Source organism: Ktedonobacter robiniae (genome assembly GCF_016587375.1).
Classification (GTDB): Bacteria; Chloroflexota; Ktedonobacteria; order Ktedonobacterales; family Ktedonobacteraceae; genus Ktedonobacter; species Ktedonobacter robiniae.
The window spans coordinates 340797-367316 of record NZ_BNJG01000002.1; the positions used below are offsets into that span (position 1 = coordinate 340797).

16 protein-coding genes and 3 pseudogenes are annotated in these 26520 nt (G+C 47.1%); 10 read left to right on the plus strand and 9 right to left on the minus strand.

Going from position 1 to position 26520, the window contains the following annotated elements; translation table 11 throughout:
* Positions 1 to 115: 115 nt before the first annotated feature.
* Positions 116 to 1258: pseudogene (locus JMJ04_RS22090) on the plus strand (IS256 family transposase); the annotation flags it as partial.
* Positions 1259 to 1756: 498 nt separating this feature from the next.
* Positions 1757 to 2146 (plus strand): annotated as a pseudogene (locus JMJ04_RS22095) (reverse transcriptase N-terminal domain-containing protein); the annotation flags it as partial.
* 93 nt (positions 2147 to 2239) lie between these two features.
* Here the strand turns inward: JMJ04_RS22095 and JMJ04_RS22100 are convergent.
* Together JMJ04_RS22100 and JMJ04_RS22105 are read right to left on the minus strand one after the other, a co-directional pair.
* Entirely contained in the window at positions 2240 to 4357 is a 2118-nt protein-coding gene (locus tag JMJ04_RS22100; protein ID WP_201372644.1) for a recombinase family protein, read from the minus strand.
* Positions 4358 to 4582: 225 nt separating this feature from the next.
* Positions 4583 to 4855, minus strand: a complete 273-nt coding sequence (locus tag JMJ04_RS22105) for a DUF5372 family protein (RefSeq protein WP_201372645.1) — start codon at positions 4853 to 4855, stop codon at positions 4583 to 4585.
* A 44-nt stretch (positions 4856 to 4899) separates the two neighbouring features.
* Between JMJ04_RS22105 and JMJ04_RS22110 the strand changes: the two genes are divergently transcribed.
* From JMJ04_RS22110 to JMJ04_RS22140, 7 genes and pseudogenes are all read left to right on the plus strand, one after another.
* Positions 4900 to 6246 carry a group II intron reverse transcriptase gene (locus tag JMJ04_RS22110; RefSeq protein ID WP_236038578.1) on the plus strand — a complete coding sequence of 449 codons (1347 nt, stop codon included), beginning with the start codon at positions 4900 to 4902 and terminating at the stop codon, positions 6244 to 6246.
* An 88-nt stretch (positions 6247 to 6334) separates the two neighbouring features.
* Positions 6335 to 6499, plus strand: a pseudogene (locus JMJ04_RS48775) (IS256 family transposase); the annotation flags it as partial.
* 542 nt (positions 6500 to 7041) lie between these two features.
* On the plus strand, positions 7042 to 8601 hold the full coding sequence (locus JMJ04_RS22120) for a type I restriction-modification system subunit M (protein ID WP_201372648.1): 1560 nt from the start codon (positions 7042 to 7044) through the stop codon (positions 8599 to 8601).
* Positions 8598 to 9887, plus strand: a complete 1290-nt coding sequence (locus JMJ04_RS22125) for a restriction endonuclease subunit S (protein ID WP_201372649.1) — start codon at positions 8598 to 8600, stop codon at positions 9885 to 9887. The genes JMJ04_RS22120 and JMJ04_RS22125 overlap by 4 nt, the downstream gene beginning before the upstream one ends.
* A gap of 150 nt (positions 9888 to 10037) precedes the next feature.
* A complete protein-coding gene (locus JMJ04_RS22130) occupies positions 10038 to 10568 on the plus strand; it encodes a hypothetical protein (RefSeq protein ID WP_201372650.1) in 531 nt (176 codons plus the stop codon).
* A complete protein-coding gene (locus JMJ04_RS22135; protein WP_201372651.1) occupies positions 10565 to 11554 on the plus strand; it encodes a Kiwa anti-phage protein KwaB-like domain-containing protein in 990 nt (329 codons plus the stop codon). Before JMJ04_RS22130 ends, JMJ04_RS22135 begins: the two co-directional genes overlap by 4 nt.
* A gap of 149 nt (positions 11555 to 11703) precedes the next feature.
* Positions 11704 to 15009 (plus strand): type I restriction endonuclease subunit R, encoded by a 3306-nt coding sequence (locus JMJ04_RS22140; protein WP_201372652.1) that lies wholly within the window; start codon positions 11704 to 11706, stop codon positions 15007 to 15009.
* A 94-nt stretch (positions 15010 to 15103) separates the two neighbouring features.
* On the opposite strand, the gene JMJ04_RS22145 is transcribed toward JMJ04_RS22140, so the two are convergent.
* On the minus strand, positions 15104 to 16294 hold the full coding sequence (locus JMJ04_RS22145) for an IS256 family transposase (protein WP_201372653.1): 1191 nt from the start codon (positions 16292 to 16294) through the stop codon (positions 15104 to 15106).
* Between the two features lie 199 nt (positions 16295 to 16493).
* Between JMJ04_RS22145 and JMJ04_RS22150 the strand changes: the two genes are divergently transcribed.
* Entirely contained in the window at positions 16494 to 17111 is a 618-nt protein-coding gene (locus tag JMJ04_RS22150; RefSeq protein WP_201372654.1) for a hypothetical protein, read from the plus strand.
* Positions 17112 to 17230: 119 nt separating this feature from the next.
* On the opposite strand, the gene JMJ04_RS22155 is transcribed toward JMJ04_RS22150, so the two are convergent.
* From JMJ04_RS22155 to JMJ04_RS22180, 6 genes are all read right to left on the minus strand, one after another.
* Positions 17231 to 18781: a hypothetical protein gene (locus JMJ04_RS22155; RefSeq protein ID WP_201372655.1), complete on the minus strand. Its 1551-nt coding sequence runs from the start codon at positions 18779 to 18781 to the stop codon at positions 17231 to 17233.
* A complete protein-coding gene (locus JMJ04_RS22160) occupies positions 18778 to 20439 on the minus strand; it encodes an AAA family ATPase (protein WP_201372656.1) in 1662 nt (553 codons plus the stop codon). The genes JMJ04_RS22155 and JMJ04_RS22160 overlap by 4 nt, the downstream gene beginning before the upstream one ends.
* A gap of 6 nt (positions 20440 to 20445) precedes the next feature.
* Positions 20446 to 22260: an HsdM family class I SAM-dependent methyltransferase gene (locus JMJ04_RS22165; protein WP_201372657.1), complete on the minus strand. Its 1815-nt coding sequence runs from the start codon at positions 22258 to 22260 to the stop codon at positions 20446 to 20448.
* Positions 22261 to 22449: 189 nt separating this feature from the next.
* The gene (locus JMJ04_RS22170; protein ID WP_201372658.1) at positions 22450 to 23730 is read right to left on the minus strand and encodes a restriction endonuclease subunit S; all 1281 of its coding nucleotides are present in this window, start codon (positions 23728 to 23730) and stop codon (positions 22450 to 22452) included.
* Positions 23727 to 25244 carry an HsdM family class I SAM-dependent methyltransferase gene (locus JMJ04_RS22175; protein ID WP_201372659.1) on the minus strand — a complete coding sequence of 506 codons (1518 nt, stop codon included), beginning with the start codon at positions 25242 to 25244 and terminating at the stop codon, positions 23727 to 23729. Before JMJ04_RS22175 ends, JMJ04_RS22170 begins: the two co-directional genes overlap by 4 nt.
* Positions 25245 to 25651: 407 nt before the next feature.
* A complete protein-coding gene (locus JMJ04_RS22180) occupies positions 25652 to 26494 on the minus strand; it encodes a hypothetical protein (RefSeq protein ID WP_201372660.1) in 843 nt (280 codons plus the stop codon).
* Between the last annotated feature and the right edge of the window lie 26 nt (positions 26495 to 26520).

The window sequence follows — 26520 nt, forward strand, 5'->3', positions numbered from 1 at the left end:
TGTAGCCTTTCATTTTGTGACGACTCCCCACGGCTTAAAGAGGATGTAAAATATTTTGTGTAAGTGGTCACAGAAAACGTAGTAGATGAAGATGATGCAAGAAGGAGGAAAACCGATGACCATTCGACGCGAACTGATCGATGAGTTGCTCAAAGAATGTGGCGACCCCAAGGAGATTCTTGCTGAGGGTGGCTTACTCAAACAACTGACCAAGGCCCTCATTGAGCGCTGCCTGGAAACAGAGATGGAAGAGCACCTGGGCTATCCTAAGCACACCAAACGTAGCGAGAGCCCAGGCAACACCCGCAATGGAAGCAGCCGCAAGACCCTCAAGGGATCACAAGGAGAAATCACGGTTGCTGTCCCACGTGACCGTGAAGCCAGCTTTGAACCGGTCCTGGTTCCCAAGCACCAGATGCGACTGGAGGGCTTCGAAGACAAGATTCTGGCTCTCTATGCGCGTGGCATGACAACCAGAGATATCCAAGCACAAATCCAGGAGTTGTATGGGGTGGAGATTTCTCCCACCTTTGTCTCTAACGTCACCGAAGCCGTGATGGAGGAGGTACGTCAATGGCAGAACCGTCCACTGGAGCAAGTCTATCCCATTGTCTACGTTGATTGCCTGGTGGTGAAAGTCCGCGAGAACCAGCGCATCATCAATCGAGCGCTCTATCTGGCTCTGGGCGTGGATATGGAAGGGCAAAAAGAATTGCTTGGGATGTGGCTGGGACACAATGAAGGGGCCAAATTCTGGCTGTCAGTTTTCACCGAGCTGCATAATCGAGGGCTTAAAGATATCTTCATTGCCTGTGTCGATGGGCTGACTGGCTTACCAGAGGCGATTGAAACTCTCTACCCACGCACCCGTGTCCAGCTCTGTATGGTGCATATGGTGCGCAATTCACTCAAATATGTCTCCTACAAACACCGCAAGGAGGTGGCAGCCGACTTAAAGCTGATCTACTCCGCCGCAACGGAAAGCGAAGCGCAGGTCTACCTCGACCTCTTTGCCGAGAAGTGGGATCGGCAGTATCCAAGCATCAGTAAGCTGTGGGCTATGCACTGGAGTCATGTGATTCCGCTGTTTGCCTTTCCTGAGGACATCCGCAAGGTCATTTACACCACCAACGCCATTGAGTCGGTCAATATGTCGTTACGCGTGCGATTCGTTTGTTCCAAAACCGTGAAAACGGGGGAGGAACAGCACCGGATATACATCCGGCTGACAACTGATAGTTCGATGATGGGCGTAATTCCCATCCCTCCAGGTGAAAAGAGGAACAGCATTCTCCCCTCAGTAGCGACTGGTCACCAATCTGAGAAGCGGGAGGAAATGGGGTTAAGTTACAAACTCGATGCAACGAACATCCCTAGCAAGTTGCTATGGCTAGCGTAAGCGAACCTGTACCAGAACCGTCGTTAACATGAACAAGCCAACGCGAGTTAACGCAAGTATCATTGAGCCAACGCGGGGCTTGGTCCAAAATGGACAAGGCTAGGGGCCGACATGTGCGTAAATGATCGGCATTCACCCCCACAAAACCCGGCGGATAGCAGGAGTCCTACGGCAACGGAAAACGGACTATCGGAACGAAGTAACCAGCAGATTGTTCTCATGCAAGGTCGAAAGCATGAGCAGGCACCAGCCGCAAGCATCTGTCTGGTGGGATGGTCTGAGAAGCAAATGCCTGGGGTAATGCCCAGGATACGCTGACGCAGACCCGATACTGTGGAATGAAGGAGTGCAAGTCGCATGGAAGAAACCAAGGCACCGGACGCAAGTTCGAGTGAGGAATGGGCAGGATTACCCTGGCGTAAGCTAGAGCAACACCAGTACCGCCTGCAAAAGCGCATCTTCAAAGCCTCTGAACGTGGAGATCTGAAAACAGTTCACCAGCTACAGAAATTGTTAATGAAGTCTCGGTCCGCTCGACTCTTAGCAGTCCGGCGAGTGACCCAGGATAACCAGGGCAAGAAAACCGCTGGCATAGATGGAATAAAATCCGTCCAACCAACCAGTCGATTTGCCATGGTGGAAGCAATTCACCCGAAACGGATGAGCCAGAGGAAGCCACAGCCGCTCAGGCGCGTCTGGATACCCAAGCCGGGAAAAACTGAGCAAAGGCCATTGGGCATTCCCATATGTGTTGCACACTGCCTCTCTTTCCAGGCAATGTTCGGGATTCCATGTGTCCTCCTCCTGGTGGATCGGAAGATTCGATCCACCATCATAGTATTACTTTACCACAGACGACGTTGCCTCTTGGGCTTGGTGCCGCTTCCATTTCCGCTTGATGGGCTTGCGTAACGCGGAGATGATCTCAGGGGTGAGCGTGATCCAGCGCGGTCCCAGAGGCGTAGAACGAACGCTTTCCAACCGCCCCGTCTTGCACCACGCGGCAATGGTCGAGACGTCCACGTTAAGCAATTCCGCAGCGGCTTTTGCCGAGTAGGGTCCGTCTCCCCGCTGCCCGGTTGGAGCTGCCTTCGGACGTTCTGGACAGCCAGTAGGAATGTGATAGGCATAGCGAATCCACTCAACTTTGCTCGTCGTAAACGAGCCTCCCATCCCAGCTTGCGCCCCTTCCTCATTGAGCACAACGGCAATTTGCGCATTGGTATGGCTTGCAGACAACTCCCTCACGCGATCCACCACCTCTTGGCTGGTCTGACGCTCTTCCCACGATTTTTTGTGACGTGGGATGGCTAGACGCGTGAGGGCCTCGGTCTGCCAACGAATGGCAACATCGATGACGTTGCCTCGCTTGGAGAGCGTCACATCCTTGATCAACCAACGCAGCAGTCGCTTGCGCTCTGCGAATGTTGTTGTTGGAGCATGCCAGATGGCGGGCAGATCCTGGGAAAGGGTGCGAATCTGCTCCCGTTGTGAGGCTGTGAGCGAGAGGGCTGCCTGTTTGGGCAAGAGGGCATATTCTCGCTCCAATTGCTCGACCTCAGCCAATTTCTCATTCCATTCTCGCTCCAGACTCCTGGCCACCAGGCGATTGTCCGGATCCACGGTCTTGTAGCGTCGGCAAGCCAGGTCAGCTTCATACTGCGCTCGTTCAATCTGGCGGTGCCACTGCTGATCTGCCTGTCTGGCACGCGCTTCCACCTGATCAAGTGCCCAGAGCGCCACCTCCAGATTGGCAGGCTCGATCGCTTCCAGAAAACACCGAACCACGGCTTGATCGATACGATCTCCCCGCATGGTCTGGCAGGTTTTCCCGGCAAGTTGCGAATGGATCTGGTGACATTCATACATCAACAAGGAGCCATTGCGTTGATAGCGAATGGTCATGCGTCGACCACAGGAGCCACACAACACCATGCCTTGCAAGAGCGATGGCCCTTCACGAACTGCTCCTCGATGTTCCTCAGCACGCCAGGTGCGGTTATCGTCGAGTTGTCGCTGGTTGCGCAGAAATTGTTCCCAGGTGATGTAGCCGGGATGGGCATCCAGCAGCACAATGGGCCAGTCTTCCTGTTTGATCCGGCAGGTTCTCCCTTTGATGCGAGGTTCTTCACCAGGAAGGGGACGTCGCCGGAACTGGGTGCGCCCGTAGACGTAGGCTCCTGCATACAAAGGGCTATGCAAGATATTCAAGACCCGTTCATGGGTGAGACGGCCCCAGATCAGTTCATCGGCTTGCTTGCCTCCCCACCAACGCGTCGGAAACCGCAAGTGCTGGTCAGCAAAGGTCCTGACCACAGCTAGCGCCGAATTGTAGTGCTCAAAGAGCGAGAACACCAGACGAACGGCTTCGGCAACTGCCTCATCCGAGTCAAGCACGATCTTGCCGACCGGATCGTAGACGAGGCCAATGGGCAAGCGAAAGCGCAGCTGTCCTTGCTCTGCTTTCGTCAGTTTGCCTCCTTGCAGCCGTTGATGCAACCAATGCAGTTCGGCCTCGGACATATTGCCCTTGAAGCCAAGCAGCAAGCGGTCATTGTAGGCTCCCGGATCATAGATGCCCTCTTCGTCAATGACGAGCGTCTCGGAGAGCGCACAGATCTCCAGCAGTCGATACCAGTCACTGCACGAACGAGCCAAGCGCGAGACTTCCAGACTCAGTACGGCTCCAACGTGTCCCAGACCGACTTCAGCAACCAGCCATTGAAAGCCATCACGGCCAAGGGAAGAAGAGCCCGATTGCCCTTGATCCTGGTCCACTACCTGGATGCTGGTAGGAGTCCACCCCAGGTCCTGAGCGCGCTGAACGAGATCATACTGCCTGGTGGTACTGCCGCTGTTCTCTCGTACCTGGAACAAGGTCGATTGTCGCACATAGATGACAGCGAGCCGGTCGAGATGATCAGAACGGATTTTTGGAGCGGGTTGTCGGGTAAGCACAGCCGGCCTCCTTTGCAGTGCAGGCGTTGCCAGGATGAGCAGCTACCATATGTAACGCAAGCTCAGCCAGCAAACCAGCAATACGAGTGCGCAGATCATGAGGGAGGGCAGGCCACACCTGCCTCGGTGTCACCTGCACATCACGAGAACATGGGTGTGAGAACATGGGCAACATACACACACCTCCTTGTTGAGCACCGATCAGATGAAGCACGACGATCACGCTCATATCGTAAGACCTCCTGCAAGCAAATGACGTTGGCGTTGCTGCTCAATGAATTGGGCAATCTGCCACAATCCTTCAATCGAGAGCAGGGCAGGTACTGTTGCGCCAGAATCAGCCTCGCAAGCGCCTGCGTAATCCGTTAGGCTTGCCGCAATCGCTCCGTGATAACCATCGGGCAGACGAATGATGAGGTCAGGATCTGACCCGCGGCGCACGCGAACGAGTCGCACGCGTTGACCATGCAAGGGATGGAATGGATGGGTAACGGTCACCCATTCCACAGATGGCTTGTCAAAGGAGGTAGTGTGCGGTGAAGATGCCCGTGATGTTTGACAGGGCATGTCAGGCACTCGCCAAAGCTGCCCTGGAACCACAATGGGAAGCCTTGTTCGAGGCCAATAGTTACGGTTTCCGACCGGGACGCGGTGCCCATGATGCGGTAGGAGCAATCTTCAACAATATCCGATTAAAGAGCAAATATGTTCTGGACGCGGATATCAAGGGTTGTTTCGACAATATCGATCATCAAGCGCTCTTAGAAAAACTGCGCACCTATCCTGCAATGCGACGATTGATGAAAGGCTGGCTCAAGGCTGGAGTCATGGAAGTATTGGAACTTTCTCCGACCAAAGCGGGAACCCCGCAGGGCGGGGTCGTATCTCCATTGCTTGCCAACATCGCCCTCTACGGAATGGAAGCAGCATTGACTTCCGCCTATATCGGTGAGAACAAGGCTCCATCCGCACTGCGGGGAGCGCCTCAACTCATCCGTTATGCCGACGATTTTGTGGTGTTGCATGCCCAGGAAACAGAAGTTATCAAGGCGCAGCAAACCATCGCTACATGGTTAGAAGGCATCGGACTGGAATTGAAACCGAGCAAAACACGGCTCTCCCATACCCTGAAAGAATATCAAGGGAATGTAGGGTTTACCTTCTTGGGATTTACCATTCGACAATTCCCCGTAGGGAAAACCCATACAGGCAAAGGAAAACCGTCCGGTTTCAAGACGATCATCACGCCGAGTAAAGAAGGCATCCAACGCCATTTGCAAGAACTCAGGAAGATAGTGCAGAAAAGTCAATCGCTTCCGCAGGAGGAAATCATTGACCAACTCAACCCGGTTATCCATGGTTGGGCGCTATACTATCGAACGGTCGTGTCTACAAAGCAATTTGTGACATGTGACCACCACTTGGTACGTATGCTGTGGCAGAAGATGACCCGAAAACACCCGAAAAAAAGCGCGAGATGGGTAAAAGGGAAGTACTGGCGGACAATTGAAGGGAACACCTGGACATATGCTACGCCAGAGGGACCAGGGCAGCACGTGCTGAGATGGCATGCGGCGATACCCATCCAACGCCACATAAAGGTAAAAGGCAAAGCAAGCCCGTTCGACGGAAATCTCCTTTATTGGGCAAAACGCTTAAAAGATCACCCATTAACGAAGAAAACGCTGGGAAAACTGCTACGGAAACAGCAAGGAAAATGCCGATGGTGTGAACTTTACTTCCGGGAGGAAGATCACATAGAGATCGACCATATCACCCCAAGAAGTGAAGGCGGCGGAGAGGAATTAAGCAACAAATGTGCGCTTCACCGCCACTGCCACGACCAAAGGCATGCGAAACACGCGACGGAGCGTATCAATGACAAATGACCGCAGTATTGAGGAGCCGTGTGAGGCGACAAGTCTCAAGCACGGTTTTGGAGCCGAGCGGAGAGGGCGACCTCTTCGCTTAGGCATCAAGGTCACGCGCAACCATCGCATTTTTCCCTCAGATGAGGCGGTGTACAAGGTGGTGTACCTGGCCATGCACAACATTGCCAAAAAGTGGACCATGCCCATTCGAAACTGGATACCTGCGCTCAACTGTTTTGCCATTGCATTCGGGGAGCGTTTTCCCCAATAGACAAAAACACATACACAAAATACTTGACAAACTCCATTGTATTAATGGATAGAGATGATCAGATATTGGACTTGCATCCACTTTACCAAATTTTGGCAAACGAATATACTCATCACGAGACACATTTGTGCTTCTTCAAACAACGCAAGGAAGGCGATAAGCGGCTAGAAGGGGAAAGCGTACAGGGCGCATTTAATCTAAATTTAGATGGATTTGATGACTTTAAAACTTTTAACTGATGAGTCAAACTAGCCCTCCAGAAACACAAATGTTAAAGCAGAAAAACATTTCATTGATCTGATGTAAATACTATGCTTACTTTATGGAGATTAGAGCTAATCTGACCATCATCCATCATTATAATCTGCAAACATATCAACCTATATAGCCTCTTCAGCATTATCAGTTTGTTACTACTATATATCTTCGTCACTCTTTGCTATACTATGATGCAGGCCAATAGGACGCACTTTTGTTTTGTGGAACTTTACATATTCGCAACGTCAAAAGCGCTCACAATACACTTCTAAGGGGATTCATACATGGCAACAAAACTGGAAGAGATAGAGAAACGATTATGGGCCATTGCAGACGATCTACGTGCCAACTCAGGCCTGAAAGCTTCTGAATACTCGGAACCGGTACTTGGCTTGATCTTCCTCCGTTTTGCGAGTGAACGCTTTAAGAAAGTGACCGCAGAGATACAGGCTGAGAAACCAGCAGGCTATGAGATTACAGACGATGATTATTTAGAGCGTGGTGCGCTTGTACTTCCTCAATATGCCCAGTTTGACGAACTGCTGAAGCTACCAGAAAGCACCAATATGGGCAAGATCATCAACCAGGCAATGGGAGACATCGAAGAAAAAAATGAAGACTTAAAGGGCGCGCTCCCTAAAAGCTTCACCCGGCTCAGCACCAGCAATATATTTGCGCTCCTCAAAGCCCTCGACAGTATTTCTTTCGATATTGAGGGCGATGTCTTCGGCAAGGTCTATGAATATTTCCTGGGTGAATTCGCGATGGCGGAAGGACAGCGCGGTGGTCAATTCTTCACGCCAACCTCAATAGTCCAGTTAATAGTAGAAATCATAGAGCCCTTCAAAGGACGCATTTTTGACCCAGCTTGTGGTTCCGGTGGTATGTTTGTGCAGAGCGCTCGCTTTGTGCGCAATCATCAACGCCAAGCAGATGATATTTCCATCTGGGGCCAGGAAATCATGGAAGAGACAGTACGCCTCTGCCGCATGAACCTAGCGGTCAATGGACTCCCAGGCAATATCACCTTTACCAATAGCCTTTATGGTGAACTACACAAGTTTTGGGGACAATTTGACTTTGTGATGGCTAATCCTCCATTTAATCTTAAAAATATTGATAAGGTCAAGCTACAAAATCAGGAAAAACGATATCCATTTGGAATACCCAACATCAACAAAGGCAATTATTTTTGGATTCAGATGTTTTATAGTGCCTTGAAACAGGATAAAGGCCGCGCAGGCTTCGTGATGGCAAGTTCTGCGAGTGATGCAGGTAATTCAGAATTAGCTATACGCCGCCAGCTACTACAGACAAAATCTGTTGATGTTATCATCTCAATAAGCTCAAATTTTTTCTACACAGTGACACTTCCTTGCACTCTCTGGTTTCTCGACAAAGGTAAGCGCGGCACACAAAGGGAGGATACAGTTTTATTTATCAATGCCCAACAGATTTATCGCTACATTGATCGTACTCACCGCGAGTTCTGGCCGGAAGATATAGAATTTATTGCGAACATCGTGCGACTCTATCGTGGGGAAGAGATTGAAACGGTTAATGGTAGTCAACCAAGAGTGCAGGAAACTTTCCTTGAAGGCAAATACTCAGATATACCTGGTTTATGTAAAGTGGCCACATTAAAGGAGATCGAAGAGCAAGGTGGAAATCTCAATCCCGGGCGTTATGTAGGAATTGCAGAAAAAGCGTTCGAGGACTTTGATTTTATGATGAAGCTTGAAGAACTGAATGAGGAATTAGAGATGCTCAATCTTGAAGCACGTGAACTAGAAACGCGAATTAGTGAGAACATGATTTCTTTATTGGAAGGTAAAGAAAGATGAAGTTAATTTCTCGTACGCTTGGTGATATTTGCGATGAAGTTAGAGGAACTATACGTACAGGTCCTTTTGGATCACAACTGCACGAATCTGATTACCTGGAGCAAGGAACCCCTGTAATAATGCCAAAGAATATTGTGGACGGCAAAATATCAGTTGAGGATATCGCACGCATTGGAGATGACGATACTCGTCGCTTATCACAGCACAAATTACACGTAGGAGACATAATATATGGGCGTAGGGGAGATATAGGACGGAGAGGACTTATAACAAAAAAAGAAGAGGGATGGATTTGTGGTACAGGTTGTTTACGTATTAGCCTCGGACATAGGGTACTAGATCCAACCTTTCTTTATTACTATTTAGGCGATCCTAAAGTAGTAGCATGGGTTGCTAACCAGGCTATTGGTGCTACACTTCCTAATTTAAATACTAGTATTATTCGTAGCATCCAGGTAAAGTATCCCCATCTATCCGCTCAACGCAAAATCGCTTCCATCCTCTCAGCCTACGACGATCTCCTCGAGAACAATACGCGGCGTATTGCTATTTTAGAAGAATTGGCTCAGTCGCTCTATAGTGAATGGTTTGTGCATTTTCGCTATCCAGGACATAAGAAGCATCGGATGGTAGAGTCGGAAATGGGAATGATACCGGAAGATTGGAACGTAGTAAAGTTGGATTCAGCACTAACTTTACAAAGAGGTTTTGATTTACCAACAGCACAGAGAGAAAAGGGAAACATACCAGTTTACGCCTCCACAGGTAGAGCTGGTACCCACAATCAAGCAAAGGTTAAAGGGCCAGGTGTATTAACTGGTAGAAGCGGTTCTTTAGGAACTGTAACATATGTTAAAGAGGATTTCTGGCCTTTAAATACAACACTCTGGGTGAAACATTTTCACTCTGTTACGCCTATCTATGCCTTTTACTTACTCAGGTCTCTTGACTTGGCTGGGCTTAATTCTGGTGCTGCTGTCCCTACACTCGATAGAAATAATGTACATAGACTGTTGATCATACTTCCGCCTTATGAAATAATCAAACAATTTGATTCATACGTTTCAGCGATTTTTGAGCTAAAAATAAAACTAAGTAAAAAAAATGAGAGCCTTCGTGGCACTCGCAACATGCTACTCCCCAAACTAATCTCAGGCAAAATCGATGTCGAAACATTAGATATTACAGTCCCAGATATTATAGAACCTGAAGAACAACAAGACTCGGCTATCATAGCGAATCCAGAACCAATCAACGCAACTCAGCTAGCATTGCCTTTGTTCTAAGGATAGAACTGATCACATCTCGCTACCTTGAAATATCTTTACAAGGGATAGTATTTTGGCCTTATCACAGCTTCTTTGTTGCTAATTGTGTAATCATAAGGTAAATTTTACGGAAGAGGCGTGAAACGCTCTTGCGGAAGGGATACAGATATGCCCAGCCTGCTTGTTCGCTGTATGCTGTTTTTTAGTTCGTACTTCCCTTTAATGCTCATCTTCAGCATATTACTATGGCGGTCAAATCTTCCCTGGGCGCTTAGTATTCTTATTCTTGCGCTCTTTAGCCTCCTGGTTACCTTTCTCTTTATTGGCATGCGTAAGAGTAGAGGCGGTGTGTCGCAGGCAAAAATTACAGGCGTTGAGAAACGAGACGAGAATGTTGTAAGTTACATTGCAACGTATCTGATCCCATTTGTCACTTTCCCACTGGCTACTCCAGAGCAGGCTGCAGCCATACTGATTCTCGTTGCAGTATTGCTCATTCTGTACGTCAATTCCAATATGATTTACGTAAATCCAATGCTCAACTTGGTCGGATGGCACCTATACTCGATCACCATTAATACCGACCAGGTGCCACATTATCTGATCGCACGCCAGGATATCAGGCCGAATAGCACACTTTACTTCGTGGAGATTAGCACCAACGTTTATCTGGAGAAGAAAGTTAAGAAGACGATATGACAGTTGCCAGAGCCAAGTATTTTCGAGCACTTCAAGATATTCTCAGCCTAGACATCAGCACTTGTACGGCAGAAGTTTGTATTGCAGCACGCAAGGATAGTGAGAGCTTACCAGAGTTCCGCAGACTACGGTTGGCTGAGTCAATCAAGAAGGAATTTCGCGATCTCGTAGCTGATTGCCTTGTCGAATATCAGAAACAACTGCATCTGCATAACCTACAGGTACTCGATTTCGATGTAGCTGGAAAGCCAGAGAAATACCAGGTTGAACATATTGAGCTAACTAAACCACCTTACGACCATATCGTAGAGCAGAACCAACCCCTGAACATGCTCCACGGCCTCGAAACCTTCAAAGAAGAACCTTCCTTTACAGAGAAGATGCGCTTTTACGTCGTTATTCTCCAGCCACCCCAGGGCCAGCCTATCTACTTCTATCGTCGCTACAGTCCCAAGAGAGTATTACACGCCTCTGCGCCAATCGCCATCAAGCGCATCCTGGGAAATACAGATGAGTTTGAAGACGTGAAAACACCGATCTTCCTGTTTGATAAAGCCATTGACTGCATCGGGTGCAATACAAGTTTATTCGTTCTGGCAAAAAGCCACTTCTATTACATGTTCCAAATTCTCAATGAACTGATTGAGTCAGCGAAAGAGACGCTTGATCTGATACAGCAGCGCATACCAATAGAAAACTTCAGCCAGTTTGCACGGGCCTGTATCAACGACAAGAGCAAAATGCAGAAGCTGACTAGCATTGCCAGGCGACCTTACCTGAGCAACCTCACGATTGCTGAGATGAAGCCAGCCATCAAAAGGCATCAACTTCATATCCCTATTATAGATATCAACAATGGGCAGCAAGAGATGTTACATTATGATGAAGATTATCCGTGGGACATTCTCAAACTGCTTGATGATGATTATCTTACCTCCATCATGACAGGGCAGAATTATGAAGTTGACGCCAAAAGAGATCCATAAAAAGAGATACCCCATGACGAACTATGTTATTCTATTAGTGCGAGAGAGGATGATAGTGAGGGTGAAGATTACAAACATGGTACCGAGCAACTAGAGACCAACAAACATATTTAACAGGGGTTTATTCGCCTTAGAAAGTGCTTTAGTACATGTACGAGTACAATGAGCTTAACCGTATTGAGAAACCAGCGATTGACCTCTTCACACAGCTTGGATACACTCCCAAAAACGCTTATTACGATAAAGCTGGACCATATAGTGCATTAGGGCGTCAGCATGAGAGCGAAGTTGTTCTGGTTAAGTATTTGCGACCTGCACTAGAAGAGCTGAATAAGGATATTTTATCTCCCATTGCAGAACAAGCAGAGGATCTAATTGGCCAGGCAATAGAAGAAATCAGAAAAGACCGTAGTGATCGATCTTTAGCGGAAGCTAACCGCGAAGTATATCAGCTCTTGAAAGAGGGCGTAAAGATACCTCTTGCAGGTGAAAATAAGCGTGATGAGACTCAAAGCATTACGCTTCGATATATAGACTGGGAAGAGGCAGGCAATAATAACTATCTATTGGTCTCCCAGCTCTGGATTCGCCATGATATTTACAATCGTCGTACTGACCTGCTTGGATTCGTGAATGGTATACCACTTATTTTTGTTGAATTCAAAGCTATTCATGAACGCCTGGAACATGCATACAACAATAACCTGAAAGACTACAAAACCTACATTCCGCAACTCTTCTGGTACAATGCCTTCATTATCCTCTCAAATGGTCGTGAAAGCCGCATTGGCAGCTTGACAGCGGGCTGGGAGCATTTCTCCACATGGACGAGAATCGAACGTGAAGACGAACCTCCGAGAGCATCCCTGGAAACCATTATCAGAGGAACTTGCCAACCAAAGCGCTTGCTAGACATGGTCGAGAATTTTACTTTATTCAGCGATGAAAGCGGAGGAGTAAAAAAGATCATTGCCAGGAACCATCAATATCTTGGCGTCAATAATGCTATCGAAATTTTGAAGCATCGTAAGGAATATGATGACAAGTTGGGCGTCTTCTGGCATACGCAAGGAAGCGGCAAAAGTTACTCAATGGTTTTCTTTGTCCAAAAGGTTCACTACAAACTCAAGGGTGACTGGACCTTCTTGATCGTGACGGATCGTGAAGACCTGGATAAGCAAATCTATCAGACATTCAAAAATGCCAATGTGGTCAAAGGAAACGAGACCCATGCCAGAGGAGGCAAGCATCTTCAGCAATTGTTAAAAGAGAATCATCGCGTTATCTTTACCACCATCCAAAAATTTCATCTCCGCAAACTCAATGAAGGAGAAAAAACAAAGAAAGAAGCTAAACCAAAGAAACCAGCAAAAAAAGAGCGGAAGAAATATCCAGCACTCACTGACCGCTCAAACATCATCGTCATTTCTGACGAGGCACATCGCTCTCAATATGCTGATCTTTCTCAAAACATGCGTGAAGCTCTGCCTTATGCGGCGTTTATCGGCTTTACAGGCACACCCCTTATTGAAGGTGAAGAACGCGAAGAAACACGCAAAAAATTTGGAGATTACATCAGTAAGTATAATTTTGGTCACTCTATAGAAGATGGTACAACAGTACCGCTCTTCTACGAGAACCGTTCTCCCGAAATACAGGTGATTAATAGCGAGATTAATACACAGATTAGTGAAGTGCTCGCTGAGGCAGAAGCGGAGGAAGAAGAGGAAGAGGGCGTACAAAAGAAATTTAAGGAACTCTACAATATTATCACTTTAGAACCTCGCCTGGAAACAATAGCTGAAGACATCGCACAACATTTCATGCGCCGTGGTTATCGAGGAAAAGCTATGGTTGTCTCTATTGACAAAATGACAGCAGTCAAAATGTATAACAAAGTACAAAAATACTGGCGTATTGAGATCGATAAGCTGAAGGCCCAACTGCAAGCCACGGATGAAAATGATGAAACGCAAGAGGACTTGCGAGCTAAACTACAACATGACATCAATTATATGGAGGCAACAGATATGGCGGTTGTTGTCTCTTCAGAACAGAATGAAGATGAAAAGTTTAAGAAAAAAGGGCTAGACATTCAGACGCATCGCCGCCGCATGGAGACCGAAGACCTTGAAGGCATGTTTAAGTCTCCTATCCATAACCTGCGTATTGTCTTCGTTTGTGCTATGTGGATGACAGGTTTCGATGTACCCAGCCTTTCCACTGTCTATCTCGACAAACCAATGCGTAATCATACCCTGATGCAAACTATTGCACGGGCTAATCGTGTTTTCCGTAACAGAGAAAATGGGCTTAAGGTCAATGGCCTTATTGTTGACTATCTCGGAATCTTCAATGACATACGGAAAGCGCTGGCTATTTATGCATCCAATCGAGATAAGAATACAGATCCTGCTGATAAAGGCGATATGCCGATCCGAAACAAGCGTGTTCTCCTGCCTTATCTACAAGGAGCTGTTCGAGAAGTCGAAGAATTCTGTCAAAAGCAAGACATTGACCTCCCAGCAATCTTGGCAACCAGTACTATGGACTCCATTCATTTACTTGCCGACGCTACAAATAAAATCGTTAAAAACGATCAGACACAAAAGCAATACGTCTCGTTGGCAGCGTCTGCTGAGCGCTATTACAATGCAATGCTGCCAAACAGAGAGATCCGAGAAACCTACGAGAAGCGTGTAGCCCTCGTAGTAGAGATTGCACGTATCCTTTACTCCCTCAAGGAGCCAACTGATGTATCTTCCATAATGGAAAATATCAATAATTTGATGAGCGAGTCTGTAACTACCAAAGATTACGTTGTTCGCAAGGTAGATGAGTCTACTAGCCAGTATATCCTGCCAGAGCGCATTGACTTGAGCAAAATAGACTACCAGGCTCTGGCGGAAGATTTTAATGCTGGAAATCAAGCGATCAAATATGATCGACTACGTGGTAAGGTTGCGGGCAAGGTACAGTATATGCTGCGCCGTAACAAGAAACGCGTCAATTATCAAGAAGAATTCCAAAGGATGATTGATGAGTACAACCAGGGAAGCGCCAATCAGGAAATCCACTATTACAAACTGTTGCAATTCATGAAAAAATTGGGAGAAGAAGACGAGCGTCATGTCAAAGAAGGTCTAACCGAAGAAGAGCTAGCACTCTATGATATAGTGCTCCTGCCTGACATCAAGCTTACCGAAGATGAAAAAGATCGCATCAAGATAATAGTGCGTAAACTTTTAGCGACTCTAAAAAATGAAAAACTGCGTTCTGATTGGAATACAAAGCAAGCAGTGAAAGCACAGGTGCGCAACGCGATCAAAGCGTCTCTAACAGAGATGCCTAACCCCTATCTCCAGGAGCTAAACATGCTGGGAGTAAAAATTTACGAGCATATCGCGAGTACTTATGATGGTATGGGGAAGAGTATCTATGATGAGGCCAGTTAATTAACGCGATATGCTATTTTGTGTGAACTGGGTCCAAGGACGCTGCTCCTAGCGAAGTTGGGAGGTTCCCTATCTCTTTCTCCCCGGCAGTATGTCAAGTACTGTGTAAAAGGACAAGATCTGGCTGAGCTTGCGATGCTGGTGGCATCGTGAGCTTGTGGAAGGTCAAGCCGCGAATGACGGCATAGAAGAGCAGCAGACAGCTCCCCTCATTGCGAAACGCGGCAGCCATCTTGTGCGAACGACGTTTGACTTCTCCAAAGAGCCGCTCACTGACATTGTTGGTGCGAATGGTCTTCCAGTGCGTCTTCGGAAAGGCGTAAAAGGTGAGACAAGCCTCCAGATCCCGCTGCAAGCACTCTACCGCGGTGGGATAGACCTTCTGGTACTTCTCAAGGAAAGCAGCCACGGCTTGATCGGCCTGCTGTCGGCTTTCTTGGGAAAAGAGGGCTTTGAGCTCAAGTTCAAGCTGTTCTCGCTGCTTGCTCGGAACGTAACTGAGCACGTTCTCCATCTTGTGCAGAACACAGCGTTGTCTCTGTGCGGTCGGGAAGTGCTTGGTGATGGCATTGAGCATGGCTCGGTTGCCATCACTGATCCAGAGCCCGATTTCCTTGACTCCTCGTGCTTTGAGATCCTCCATGAGATCTTCCCACGCCTGCTGATTCTCCCGATCCCCCACGCGAAAAGCCAGCACTTCTCGCTCTCCGGTGATGGCAATGCCCACCACCGCCAAGATGGGCATCTTGCAGCCTTCGCTCTGGTAGATCACGGTGAAGTAGGTCCCATCGGCAAAGGCGTAGGCATAGCGCTGAGCTAGGGGACGGGCTTTCCACTGCTCATACTCCTCTTGCAGCGTATGAAACACCCGCGAGACGGTTGAGGCACTCGGATGCAAACCGGTTAATGTCTCGATGATCTCTCCGACTTGAGCCATGCTCACTCCTTTGATGAACATGTCTTGCATGGCGCCATCCAGCTCGTCGCGGCGGCGATGATAACGCTCAAACAACTGCGTGTGATACCCTCCTCGCGTGCGAGGAACGGGCACATCGGCGATTTCTCCCACAGTGGTGTCCAGATGACGGCTGTAGTGTCCGTTGCGTTGATCTCGACGGTGTTGGCTGCGCTCATACGGCTTGGCTCCAATAAAGGCCGTCACTTCTTCTTCCAGCACATTGATGAATGCGATGCGAACGGCGTACTGGAGTCGCTCTTTCACCAGCTGCTCAAAGGCCTCTTGACGGGTGATGATGTCTTCGCTAGAGTGATCGTAAAGGGTCATGGCTATCCTCCTGGTTCAGTTTCACTACATTTTCCAGTTCAGGATACCAGACCTTTTTTTTACACACCACTCAGAATACTGCCTTCTCCCCTTGCTGCTACGGATGGGCAGAAACAGCTTGCACATCCCGTTAACGGGTATAGAAGATCTTCTTAAGAAGAGCAGGAAGTTTAAACGAAATTATTCAGGAGCTGAATCTATGCCAGAATATCCATTTCTTGAGGATGAACCTCCTACTTTTTTATCAAGTGGGGAGAAAGAATGGAAAGAAAATGTTAGAGCAATATGTTCGCAATCCTTGCAGCATCCATGCTTACGATTCGTCGTTAGCTCATGGGTGCGCAGATATAATTATTTCGACTTGGATAATATTGCAGGGCCAGTTTTGAATGTAGTTGGGATGGAGTCCTCCACTGTATGGGTATCGATGGAACTGGGCGAGACTCCTGGTGTTGCTATAAGTAACCACCCCCCTCCAATCCCCTCTAATCTTTGTCAAGAACCCTTGTATATACGTAATCCACCCATTAAATCCATTAGCTCAGCAGCTTTACTTCCTGAGTTAGAAGGGCAAAATATTATTGGTGATGAAGAGCCGCTTGGATTGATTTTAATCTTTGATTCAGATGAGACACGTATAGGTGACTTCAGTTTTGAAGGCCCTATAAAACCTCTAATAGACAGCTTTGGCCCTCTTCTAGGAACTTATCATCAAAGCGCTAAGGATTATAGAATTCACGAAATTAGGATCCTTAAAGGTCATCGGATCGGCGAAAGAGGGGTGCGAGTGGGCTTCTGGTTTCTTCCTTCTATTTAAAGTTTGTCATCTACTAGAAAGGCCATTCTTTACGAAACAGGTATTTTGTATGTCTGGTGCCTGATATACTAAACAAGAGCAAATGAGAGGAAGGTACTGGACTTCATGTTAATCCAGGATTATTTTCCTTTCTTTTTCATTGCTACATTGAGTATTGCTTGTATTGTATCTTCTCTTCGTTGAATTTTTGCATTATCTTGCCCACTCCATGAAAGCACTTCATCTAATCCCGCAGGAATAAAATGACGATCTTTAGGTAATATACCCTGCTGTTGCAATAGCAGGACTTGATGTAGCTGCTGCTTCTCCTGAGCAAGTAATGCTGCAAGTATCCAGAGCATCGGCACTGTGAGAGGGTCTTTATAGCGATCTTCCTCTGAAAGATAATAGAGAAGAAGCGAGAGCGCATTGTAGAGCTCGTCAATCATATTATCTCCCGGCATAATATCCTTACCCTGTCCTAGAAAATGACGCATACGCCGGAAAAGTGTTTCACTGACTCTATCAGCTACGAAGCCGGGCTTTTTTGTTTCTACTGATGTGTCGTTCTGCTTGCTCTCTTCGGCCAGGATATCTTTGGGTCCCTTATTTTCCTGAAGTGGGTTGCCGGTCGCCCAACGCCCAGGAATATCATAGACACGCGCCAATATCTCTAATGCTGCGTTCAACCCATCCTCGTTTCCATCTTGTAGTTGAGTGTTGTATTCGAGATTGCCTAGGCGAATTTCCCTTAATCCTTTGCTGAGATCAACCGTCAGATAGAAGGTATCTTTTCGTCTGGTTTCTTCAGCATAAGGCATCGCCTCTTTATATAAAATGCCAGGACCAGGTTCTCCTTTTGTCACATGAAGGGGATCTCTGAGTCCTTTCACACTAGAATTGCAACCGTAACAGGTGGGTATTAAATTGTGCGGATGACAGGCAAAATGGGGGTATGTATCTTTGGGGAGAAAATGATCAATGGTTGCGCGTATCGTACCACGACTATCAGTGTAATAGCCGTTTTCGTCACAGACAGGACAAATATGGAGGTTATTATTCTCCACTAGAAACAGCTTCAGTAATTCCTGTCGGCCAAAGTGCTTCCCTCCGGGGATGAGCGCGCTCATATCAGGAGGAAAGAAGCTTGCAGGAAAGCCATCTTTTGAATCCTCCAGGTAGGCATTGTAAAAATAAAGAAAAAACTCTCCTGCCTTTTGTTGCCAGACTGGTGCAACCTCCGTGTTTTCAGATTGGTTTTTGGTCGCCTTACCTTTGATATACTGTATGCCATCGCCATAGAAGTACCCTATCTCTATCTTTGCTTCAGTGCATTGGTACAGGTTCTCTACCTCTTTACGAATGCGTTTCAGCCAGTTTCGCTTAAAATCCTGGGCATTGTATACGGGTCGTGGATCGTCTGAGCTATGAAATGATTGGCTGAACTCCTGAAGTAATGCGATTTTTGCGAGTGGTCGCTTTGGACGATGTCCGTGCCATACGGCTGCTGCAATGTGCTGACCGTAACCTTTGAAGCAGCAGTCATCTCTATCGAGATACTTCCCGTATGCCTCTAGTTCGATGCGGGTAGCTGGATCTGAAGCTGCAAAATCCAACAAGCTCATTTGTAGCTGAACAATTGAGAATAGACAGCGTTTTGTGAAGAGGGGAAGCTTTATGTCATGGATCATGAAAGCGTTTCTTCTCCTGAATCTAGCGGATTCCAGATTTGGGGAGCCTCCAGGCTCAGTATTTCGCGACGAATTAAATAGCGCCAGTAACCAGGACCTACTTGTTTGAGCAGCTCGTTGAGCTTCTTGATGCGTTTATCATCAGGAAATTCCTCTGAAGCTTGTAGTTGTTCACGAATATAAGCGGCGCTATAGGCACCAATTGCGCTGTCAGCACGAAAAATATGGATAATAATATCACTGGGATCGGTGCCTAGTGTACGTAAACGGGGCTGAGTTGCACGGCTCTGATGATCGTAGTCACGCTCAAGTATCCAGATGTTAGTGTTGGCAACATCGCTCAGGGTAATGCTGGAATGGGTCGTCATCAAAATATGACTACTCGTTGGACGTTGGCCTGGTTTCTGTTGCTGTAAGGAAGAGTGCAGCATTTGCAGGAGTTGACGTTTCCAGTAATCGTTAAAATGGACCTCCGGCTCGTCCAGCAGAACCATAGCTTCGGTGTAACTGAGCAATGGCAGCAGGCACAGACGGCCTAAAAGGCTTTGCTCTCCATCACTTAACCAATCGAACAGATAGAGAGATGATTGTTCTGAGGGGCTCATCTCCTCAGTTGAGTTTTGAGGCAGAGGACGAGCACTCTTGAGAAAAAGGTTGGTCTTGCGCATAATTTGGCTATTAGGATCATCAGCTATGATTAAAGGTAACATCTGGGTAAAGAAGGTTAATCCATCTCCTGTTTCTCCTAGTAATTGTTCTGGTCTGCTCTGTCCCTGATTCTCCTCGTCTGGAGAAAGTGTTGCGTCAGCACTTACCTGATTGTCGAAGAGGAAGACTAGAAGATAGTTTTTTCCAGTTCGCACTATGTAGGTTGCGCACTCCCAGAGATGGGCGATAAATGGGACAAGATCCTGTGCGATCTGATCCTTGTCTAGATAGAGTTGCAACGAGAAGCCGTAGAGTTTTTCAATTTTTGCGGATTCCAGTATGGGTTGTAAATATTTGCTATCATTGCACATGTCACTTAATAAACCACAAAGCACGACATAGGGCATGAGGTTTGCAGTAATTAACTGGAAACGGCTAGATGGATTGGGATGAACCTGGCCTCTGTCACGCTCTAAAGGGTTGCCCGGCACTTCTGTGAGATCCCAGGTCTGGAGAAAACTTTCCAGATCCTCTATCTGAGCGCCTCTAGAGAGGATGCCAACCTCAGTTTCGTCAGTTGTCTCGCCGTTATAGAGCCAACCGGTTTCACTTCCGCTGGTCAGGGCGATAATGTGACGAGGGAGATATTCTTCCTTAATCTTCCCTACGACGACCTCTTCCGGGTCATCTCCCAGCCGAAAGCGCAAGAGGGGGGTGAGTTGATCAGTATTGTCGTCCAGATTACTGACAAAAATCATTTTCGGTTGCTCATCTAACATGTATTTTATGGCAAATCCGAAGGGAGGTATACTATTGTTTTGCTCTAAACATTGAAAGATGATTGCCAGCGCCCGCAATAACGTCGATTTACCTGTTCCATTTACTCCTACAAGCAGATCAATAGAGCTTTGAAGACCTGGAGCGCCATTGAGTTGAGATGTTTTCCCTGGGTGAATGGTGATATCGCGCAGTATTTGATAGCCAACTATTCTTAGTTCTTCTATTCTCATCGCAGACTACTCCCAGGGGTGCTTTTCTCTAGGGAAAATGTCGCGTCTTGATACCCGACGATATGCGACCCTGGGCAGTTCTCCATTTCCTTCAGATGGATTGCCACTGACTTTAATTACTATTCCCAGGTGTTCTAGCAGTTGCAGCAATTGAGCGATTTCCGTTTGATTCATGCCAGGTGCTTCAATCTGCTGAGGATGAAAGGGTATGGGATAGGTGTCTTTGCCTCTCAGCGAGACTTCAACTAATGGCTGAAGCTTTTCCCAGTGGTTGTATTGTTTCGTCCCCAGATAGCGCAGAATAAGTGCTGATATGGGCTGAATGGGAGGAAGGGGTTCACCGAAACGTCCTGGTGTTTCCAGATCTTCCAGCCGCCCTTGCAGATTGCTGATCTGTTGCTCTATCTGACTCAGCTCCAGGAAGAGGATGTGAGCCGATTGATACGCTTCTGAAATTGCCTCATTCATAGATAGTGATATATGCGCACTTGTATTTGTAACGAGATCACTGGTCTCTCTTGTCGTTGCTGTGAAATCACTCGTTATGAGGCTATATGCGTTACGCGCCAACTCTGAAAAAGCTTTTGAGACCCCCAATAAACGACCTTCTCGTGTAATAGCAAGTTTTTGCCCTGCTATGGCTTTCTCTACAAGCAGATCACCCTCCGGCGGCGGCACTTCCTCAGGAATGTTATACAATTCACGTCTCCAGGCCACTGAATCAGTAATCGGCTGCAAGGTTTGTTCTTGCAAGGAAACAGCCGTTAGGGATATGTGCTCGTTCTGTTGTACTTGCGCAAGGAGAAAATGTTTTATCTGTGTGTTTTTTTGCACGGCGAAATGCCTGAGCCCAACCAGAGTAGCGTTTTCTGGCACTTGCATAAGCGTGATTGGAACCGCCGTTTGATGCTGAATGTCTAAACTGGCTTGCGCTGGATGGCTGTTCTCTATCTCGGTTGCATGATCTTCAGGATGCAAAACCTTTTGCGCAAGTGGCAGGTCATTCTCAAGCAGAGAAGGAGGTGAGAGTAAATCACGATTAGGGTTGCGTGGATACCCGTCATATTCCAGATTGAGAAACCAGCACTGCTCTAAAGGTGGCCAATTCTTCTGCTTCTGTTGTATCAACAACAAAGCGACCCGTTCATTATTGAATGGTTGTAGCATGCCAGCCTGAAAGGTGATGACTGCTTCTAATACGTGTTCATCGATTAGCCTTTGACGAAGGGCATTGCCAGTTCTATTGGTGAGTAGACTGATAGGCACCATAACCACGGCCCTCCCTCCTGGCGCTAGCTTTTTGTATGCCATATAGGTAAAGAGCACTTCGCTGACCCCCGTTGTAATGGTGTCATCTGCAAGCACAGCCTGGGCTAACCTTTTGTCGATGGTGCGTCCAAATGATGGTGCCATCGCAATGCGGTGAAATGTTTGATTGCTCAAAACGCCTTCTGGACTGCAAGCATGGAAAGCGTTATCGAGGTGAAAATCTATCTGAGGTCGTTCTAATTGATGAAGCGCTGCATTTGCTACGGCAATAGAGCGCCAGTCAGAAGAGATTTCGACACCAATCATTCTCTCCGGCCTTCTCGCAGTATTGACCAGGAAACCGCCAGAACCGCAGGTGAAATCAGCGAAATGATGTTCAGGGCGAATATCTAGCAGGTTAAGCATAAAATGAACAATATGCCTAGGGATAGGGTAGGCGTCTTTTGGCACGAAGGATGAGGTATAGAAGAGGACAAATTGATCAAACAATTGGGCATCACCCTGTAATCCCTCCTGTGCCCTTACTTGCTCTAAATAGTGCTTTAACGTCACTTCGTCAATGCCTCGAATGACTGGTGGCTTATGCGGTCTATATTCTTCTGGAAAAGAGAGCAGATGCGCGTTACCCTCAGTGAGCAGCGCTGCGATATAGACAATACGTTCCTGTGAGCTGGTGAGTCCAGCTTTTCCGAGGATATCCCATATTTTTGCGAGCAATGAGCGTGTGTTTTCTGCCATACTTTATGAAGCCCCTTGCAACGCCTGCACAATGATGCCCTGTTCTAATTGATCAAGTTTTTGTCTCTGCTCCTCCTGCTTCTTCGTTAATTCTGAGAATGTTTTACTAAGGGTGTCGATCGTATCAACGATCCTTTTTTGTTCGGCCAAGGGCGGCAAAGGCAGGCGATAATTCAGTAAAGCTGTCATGTTGACACGTGGAATAACCATGCCAGATATAAATTGAGTGATCGGCGCAGCTATCAGTGCCCACATACAAAATGTGGGATCACATTTGGGATTGGTCACTGTGAGGGCAATGATGTTGGGGTTATAGGTAATGTACCCGTTATTGCTTATATCATTCACTAAAGCGATGCGTCTTAGTTCTGGATTAATCAATGAGTAGAGTATGGTAGAAGATGGAGATGATTGCGAGCCATAAAACTTTGCTGGTAGGGAATTTATCTCACGCAACGGCTTTATCTGTTTTGGTACAAGAGTTCCTGCGCTTAACCCTTGCAGCGGAACATAAATATACTCTCCATGTGTTTGATCGTCTCGTGAATGCACTGAGTGTTTTATTTGCGTAACTACATTCCGCAAAGGCAGGCGTTCGATGACCGGGTCTTGTTCCAAAGTAGTAAAAATTTTATCAATGCTTGCTCCTTTGGTCTGAGTAATTTTTGGACTGATCTGGTCTAATGTACTTTTGTTCTGTTGGATCTCTTTAGTGAGGGCATTTAAACGAAGCGTGATGTTTCTTTGCACGTTGAGCGGTGGCAGAAAAATTTCCAGCGCCTCGGTATCGCCACGCCGTAATTGGGTTTGTCCGCGATGGATTAAAATATCCCTCAGGGTTTTCTGGGTTGAAGGTAAGCGAAAATAGTAGAAAAGGAAGTCAACCAGTAACTCTTGTGGATTACGAGGGATCAGCGCCTGGGTGACGTTATTAATAATGGCTTCCTCCGAGAGAATACCACAACGCCCTACCGTATCAGGTCGTGCAGCCGCTAACAGGACGCATTTTACCGGGACGCGGCGAATGTTAGTAGCGTCACTTTTGAGAATTCTCCTGGTTATCACAATTTCTCTAGTGTTTTGCAGATCCCCTGATTGAATGTATGGATAAGAGTTTGCCGAGACTGCCAGGTCATCGGTGGCCTTCTGAGCTAATTCATCGGCGGCTTTCTCTGCCAGCGCGTTCGTCGCTTTGGCGTCTCCTCCCTGAATATAGACGATATCTCCAATGGTTTTCTTTTTCCAGACAACGGCCTCCGGCGTCTCGATACGCTGGTCACTCATACGTTGTTCCCTTCCTTGCTAAACCGAGAGAGGAGTTCTTGCAAACGTTGTATGTGCTGTCGCTGCTGCAAATGATTTTTCTCAATCTGCCTAAGCAATTCATCTGGAGACAATTGTTCCTCTTGCGAAGGTGTGGAGGGAGGCAAAGGCAGTAACGTGTAAGGGTCATGAGCAGGAAGCCAGTCAAAAGTCTGTGGATCGTACCTCATGATCCATCGAAACTCTGTCTGATCTGGCTCCTGGATCTGTTCAGGAGATTCCAGATGAGCTTTCCAGTGTTTCCATGTCTCCAATATTTCAGCAAAATCACTATCCTGGATCGATTCTGTATAGGTGTACGTTCTGTTCCCCAGGCGTGAGGCCAAGTTATAGTGCAAAATTTTCTTTGTTAATGGTCGCTTGTCAAAAAAGAGTAAGAATGTCCTTTCGCTCGATGTCGGGCTAAATGCAATTTCTGGCAGCCAGACGACCATTAAAATATTCCATTTCTGGAGAATTTCTTTGCGTAACTGTATTTTTTGTTTTTCCCTACCATCCAAAATGGCCGATGAAACAACCATTCCACAACGCGCATATGCTGTATAACCTTGCATTTTTCTCCAGCTATGTTGGAGAAACCACGCCTCGTAACAGTCAAAAGATACCGAAGATTTTGGGGAATGCGCGTCCTTTGCTTTAGAGGAATAGCGGCCTAAAGGTGGGTGCATCATTATTACGGATGCATCCGGCACTTCCCCATTGAGATAGAAAAGTGGCCGATTGAGTGTATCCTCAATTCTGAGTGCACTCTCAACTGCTTGTTGCTGGACCTGTTCAGCATTTATGCCATGCAGCAACATATTCATACGCGCCAGTTGAACAACCTCCTCGACGCTATCTCTCCCATAGAGACGGTTCGTATCAATGGCATCTTTTTTCTGAGTACAATGCCTCTCAGCGGCTAGCAGAAAATCTCCTGTACCACAGGCTGGGTCATAGACGATATCCTCTGATCCAGGATCGAGAATCTGGACCATAAAACGTGTGATCGCAGGCGGAGTTGCGAAAATTCCCTTCTTTTTATCCTCTTCGGCTAAAAGCGCAAGAAGTGCACTATAGAGTTGTGCAATGCAATCTTCCCCTGATTTGCTAATAAATTCAGCCTCATCAATAAGTTGTATGAGACGTTGAAAGATCTCAAATTTTTTGTTGATCTCCATGTACTCGCTTTTGAGGCCAAAAAGTTTTCCAAGGAGTGGATGCAACTCCTCACGAAGAGAGCGCCGACATTCCTCAAAATGAGTAGCTCCTTGTTGAAGGACGCGGGGAACCCATGTAGACCATGAATAGTGCCAACCTTCTTGCTTCTGGGAAGCAAAAAGCTCCTGACCATTTCCAGGTTTATCTAAATGTTTGAGAAAGAGCAACCAGGCCAATTGCTTCACAATATCTTTATTACTTATAATGCCAGTGCTATCTGCTTTCAATAATTGCGTCGCTTCATGAATGAAAGCATGAACAGGTATTTTTCTCATCGTTCGCTCTATTTTACACCTTCTTCCACAGCCTCGATCTCTCTCAGATTGTTTATGGCTTTAAACTACTCTAAAGAATTGTCCCTGGTTCTCTGCCTTGATCAGACCCATGACCTTCCTATCTACCGTATGCAGGAATTATAGCAGATTTGTATTTATATAGCATTTCCAGTGAATACCGGTTCATGCTCCTTGGCCTAACAATAACCAAGCTCTTGCAGAATCAAGGAAAACTCAAGACCAATATGCTGTTTGGTCAATATATTGCCCACAAAGCGCTCTCGAAAGACCCACACCAACGTTATGCATATGTCAAGACATTTGCGATGGCTCTGGTCCAGGCATGGATGCTTTCCAAATCTCTCCAAGCGCGCATATAAGCACCTTATTGTAAAACTATTCTATTGTTACTCAACTGTGATATCTGCTAAAGAAACACCTGTGATGCTACAGAGAAAAACAACAGCATCCGCAGGTCGTAAGATTCTGCCGGGAATGTTCAGTTCCCGGAGTCCAGCGACTTTTGTTTGCTTGAAAAAATTATTGTCATTGGTGACAAAAACGGCTCGATCCGGATAGATGGTATGAACAGCGTTCGTGATGTGGCCGTAGAGGCCTAACGCATCATTCTTTGCATTCATCCACCTGCGACGCAGGCGCTTAAGAAGCATATGCATCTCTTCTCGCTCTGTCTGCTCGAGCGCGTCGAGTGCCGGGGTTAGCATCTGTTCCGGTGCTTGAGGCGAAGATTGAAAGTAGAAATCTCGGGCGTCTAGCTCAATGAGTGCATCTCGCTTTATACCTACGATGTTTTGGCGTGTGCATTCTTGGTTGCGGTACTCAAACCAGCTGAAGGGGGTCTTAGGGAAAAGGATGCGGTGAATGCGCTCATTGAGTGCGCGTTCGAGTTGAAAATCGAACGTGATTGTATTGGGATCAGTACTTGGCACGCGAAAACCGATTGTACGCGAACTCGTGAAGATGTTGCAGCGATCAATACCTTGCTCTTGCAGCCAGGTCGCATATTCGTGCATTGTTAGTTCTGCATCTGGGCGCTGCTCTTCGAGCGCGGTGCTCAAGGTAACATTGAGCGTAATCACGCCGGCACGATTTAAGGCACGAAGTTGACGTGCTAGCTGAACGAGAGCATCGTTTGGATCGTTGTTGCGATACGCAACCACAACGTTATTGTCGAGCGTGACTAACGGGCGTTCGGCTGGATTGCCTCCACGTTGTTTTTCTACTTGCATGGGTATTCCCATTTCTGCTTTTCTCT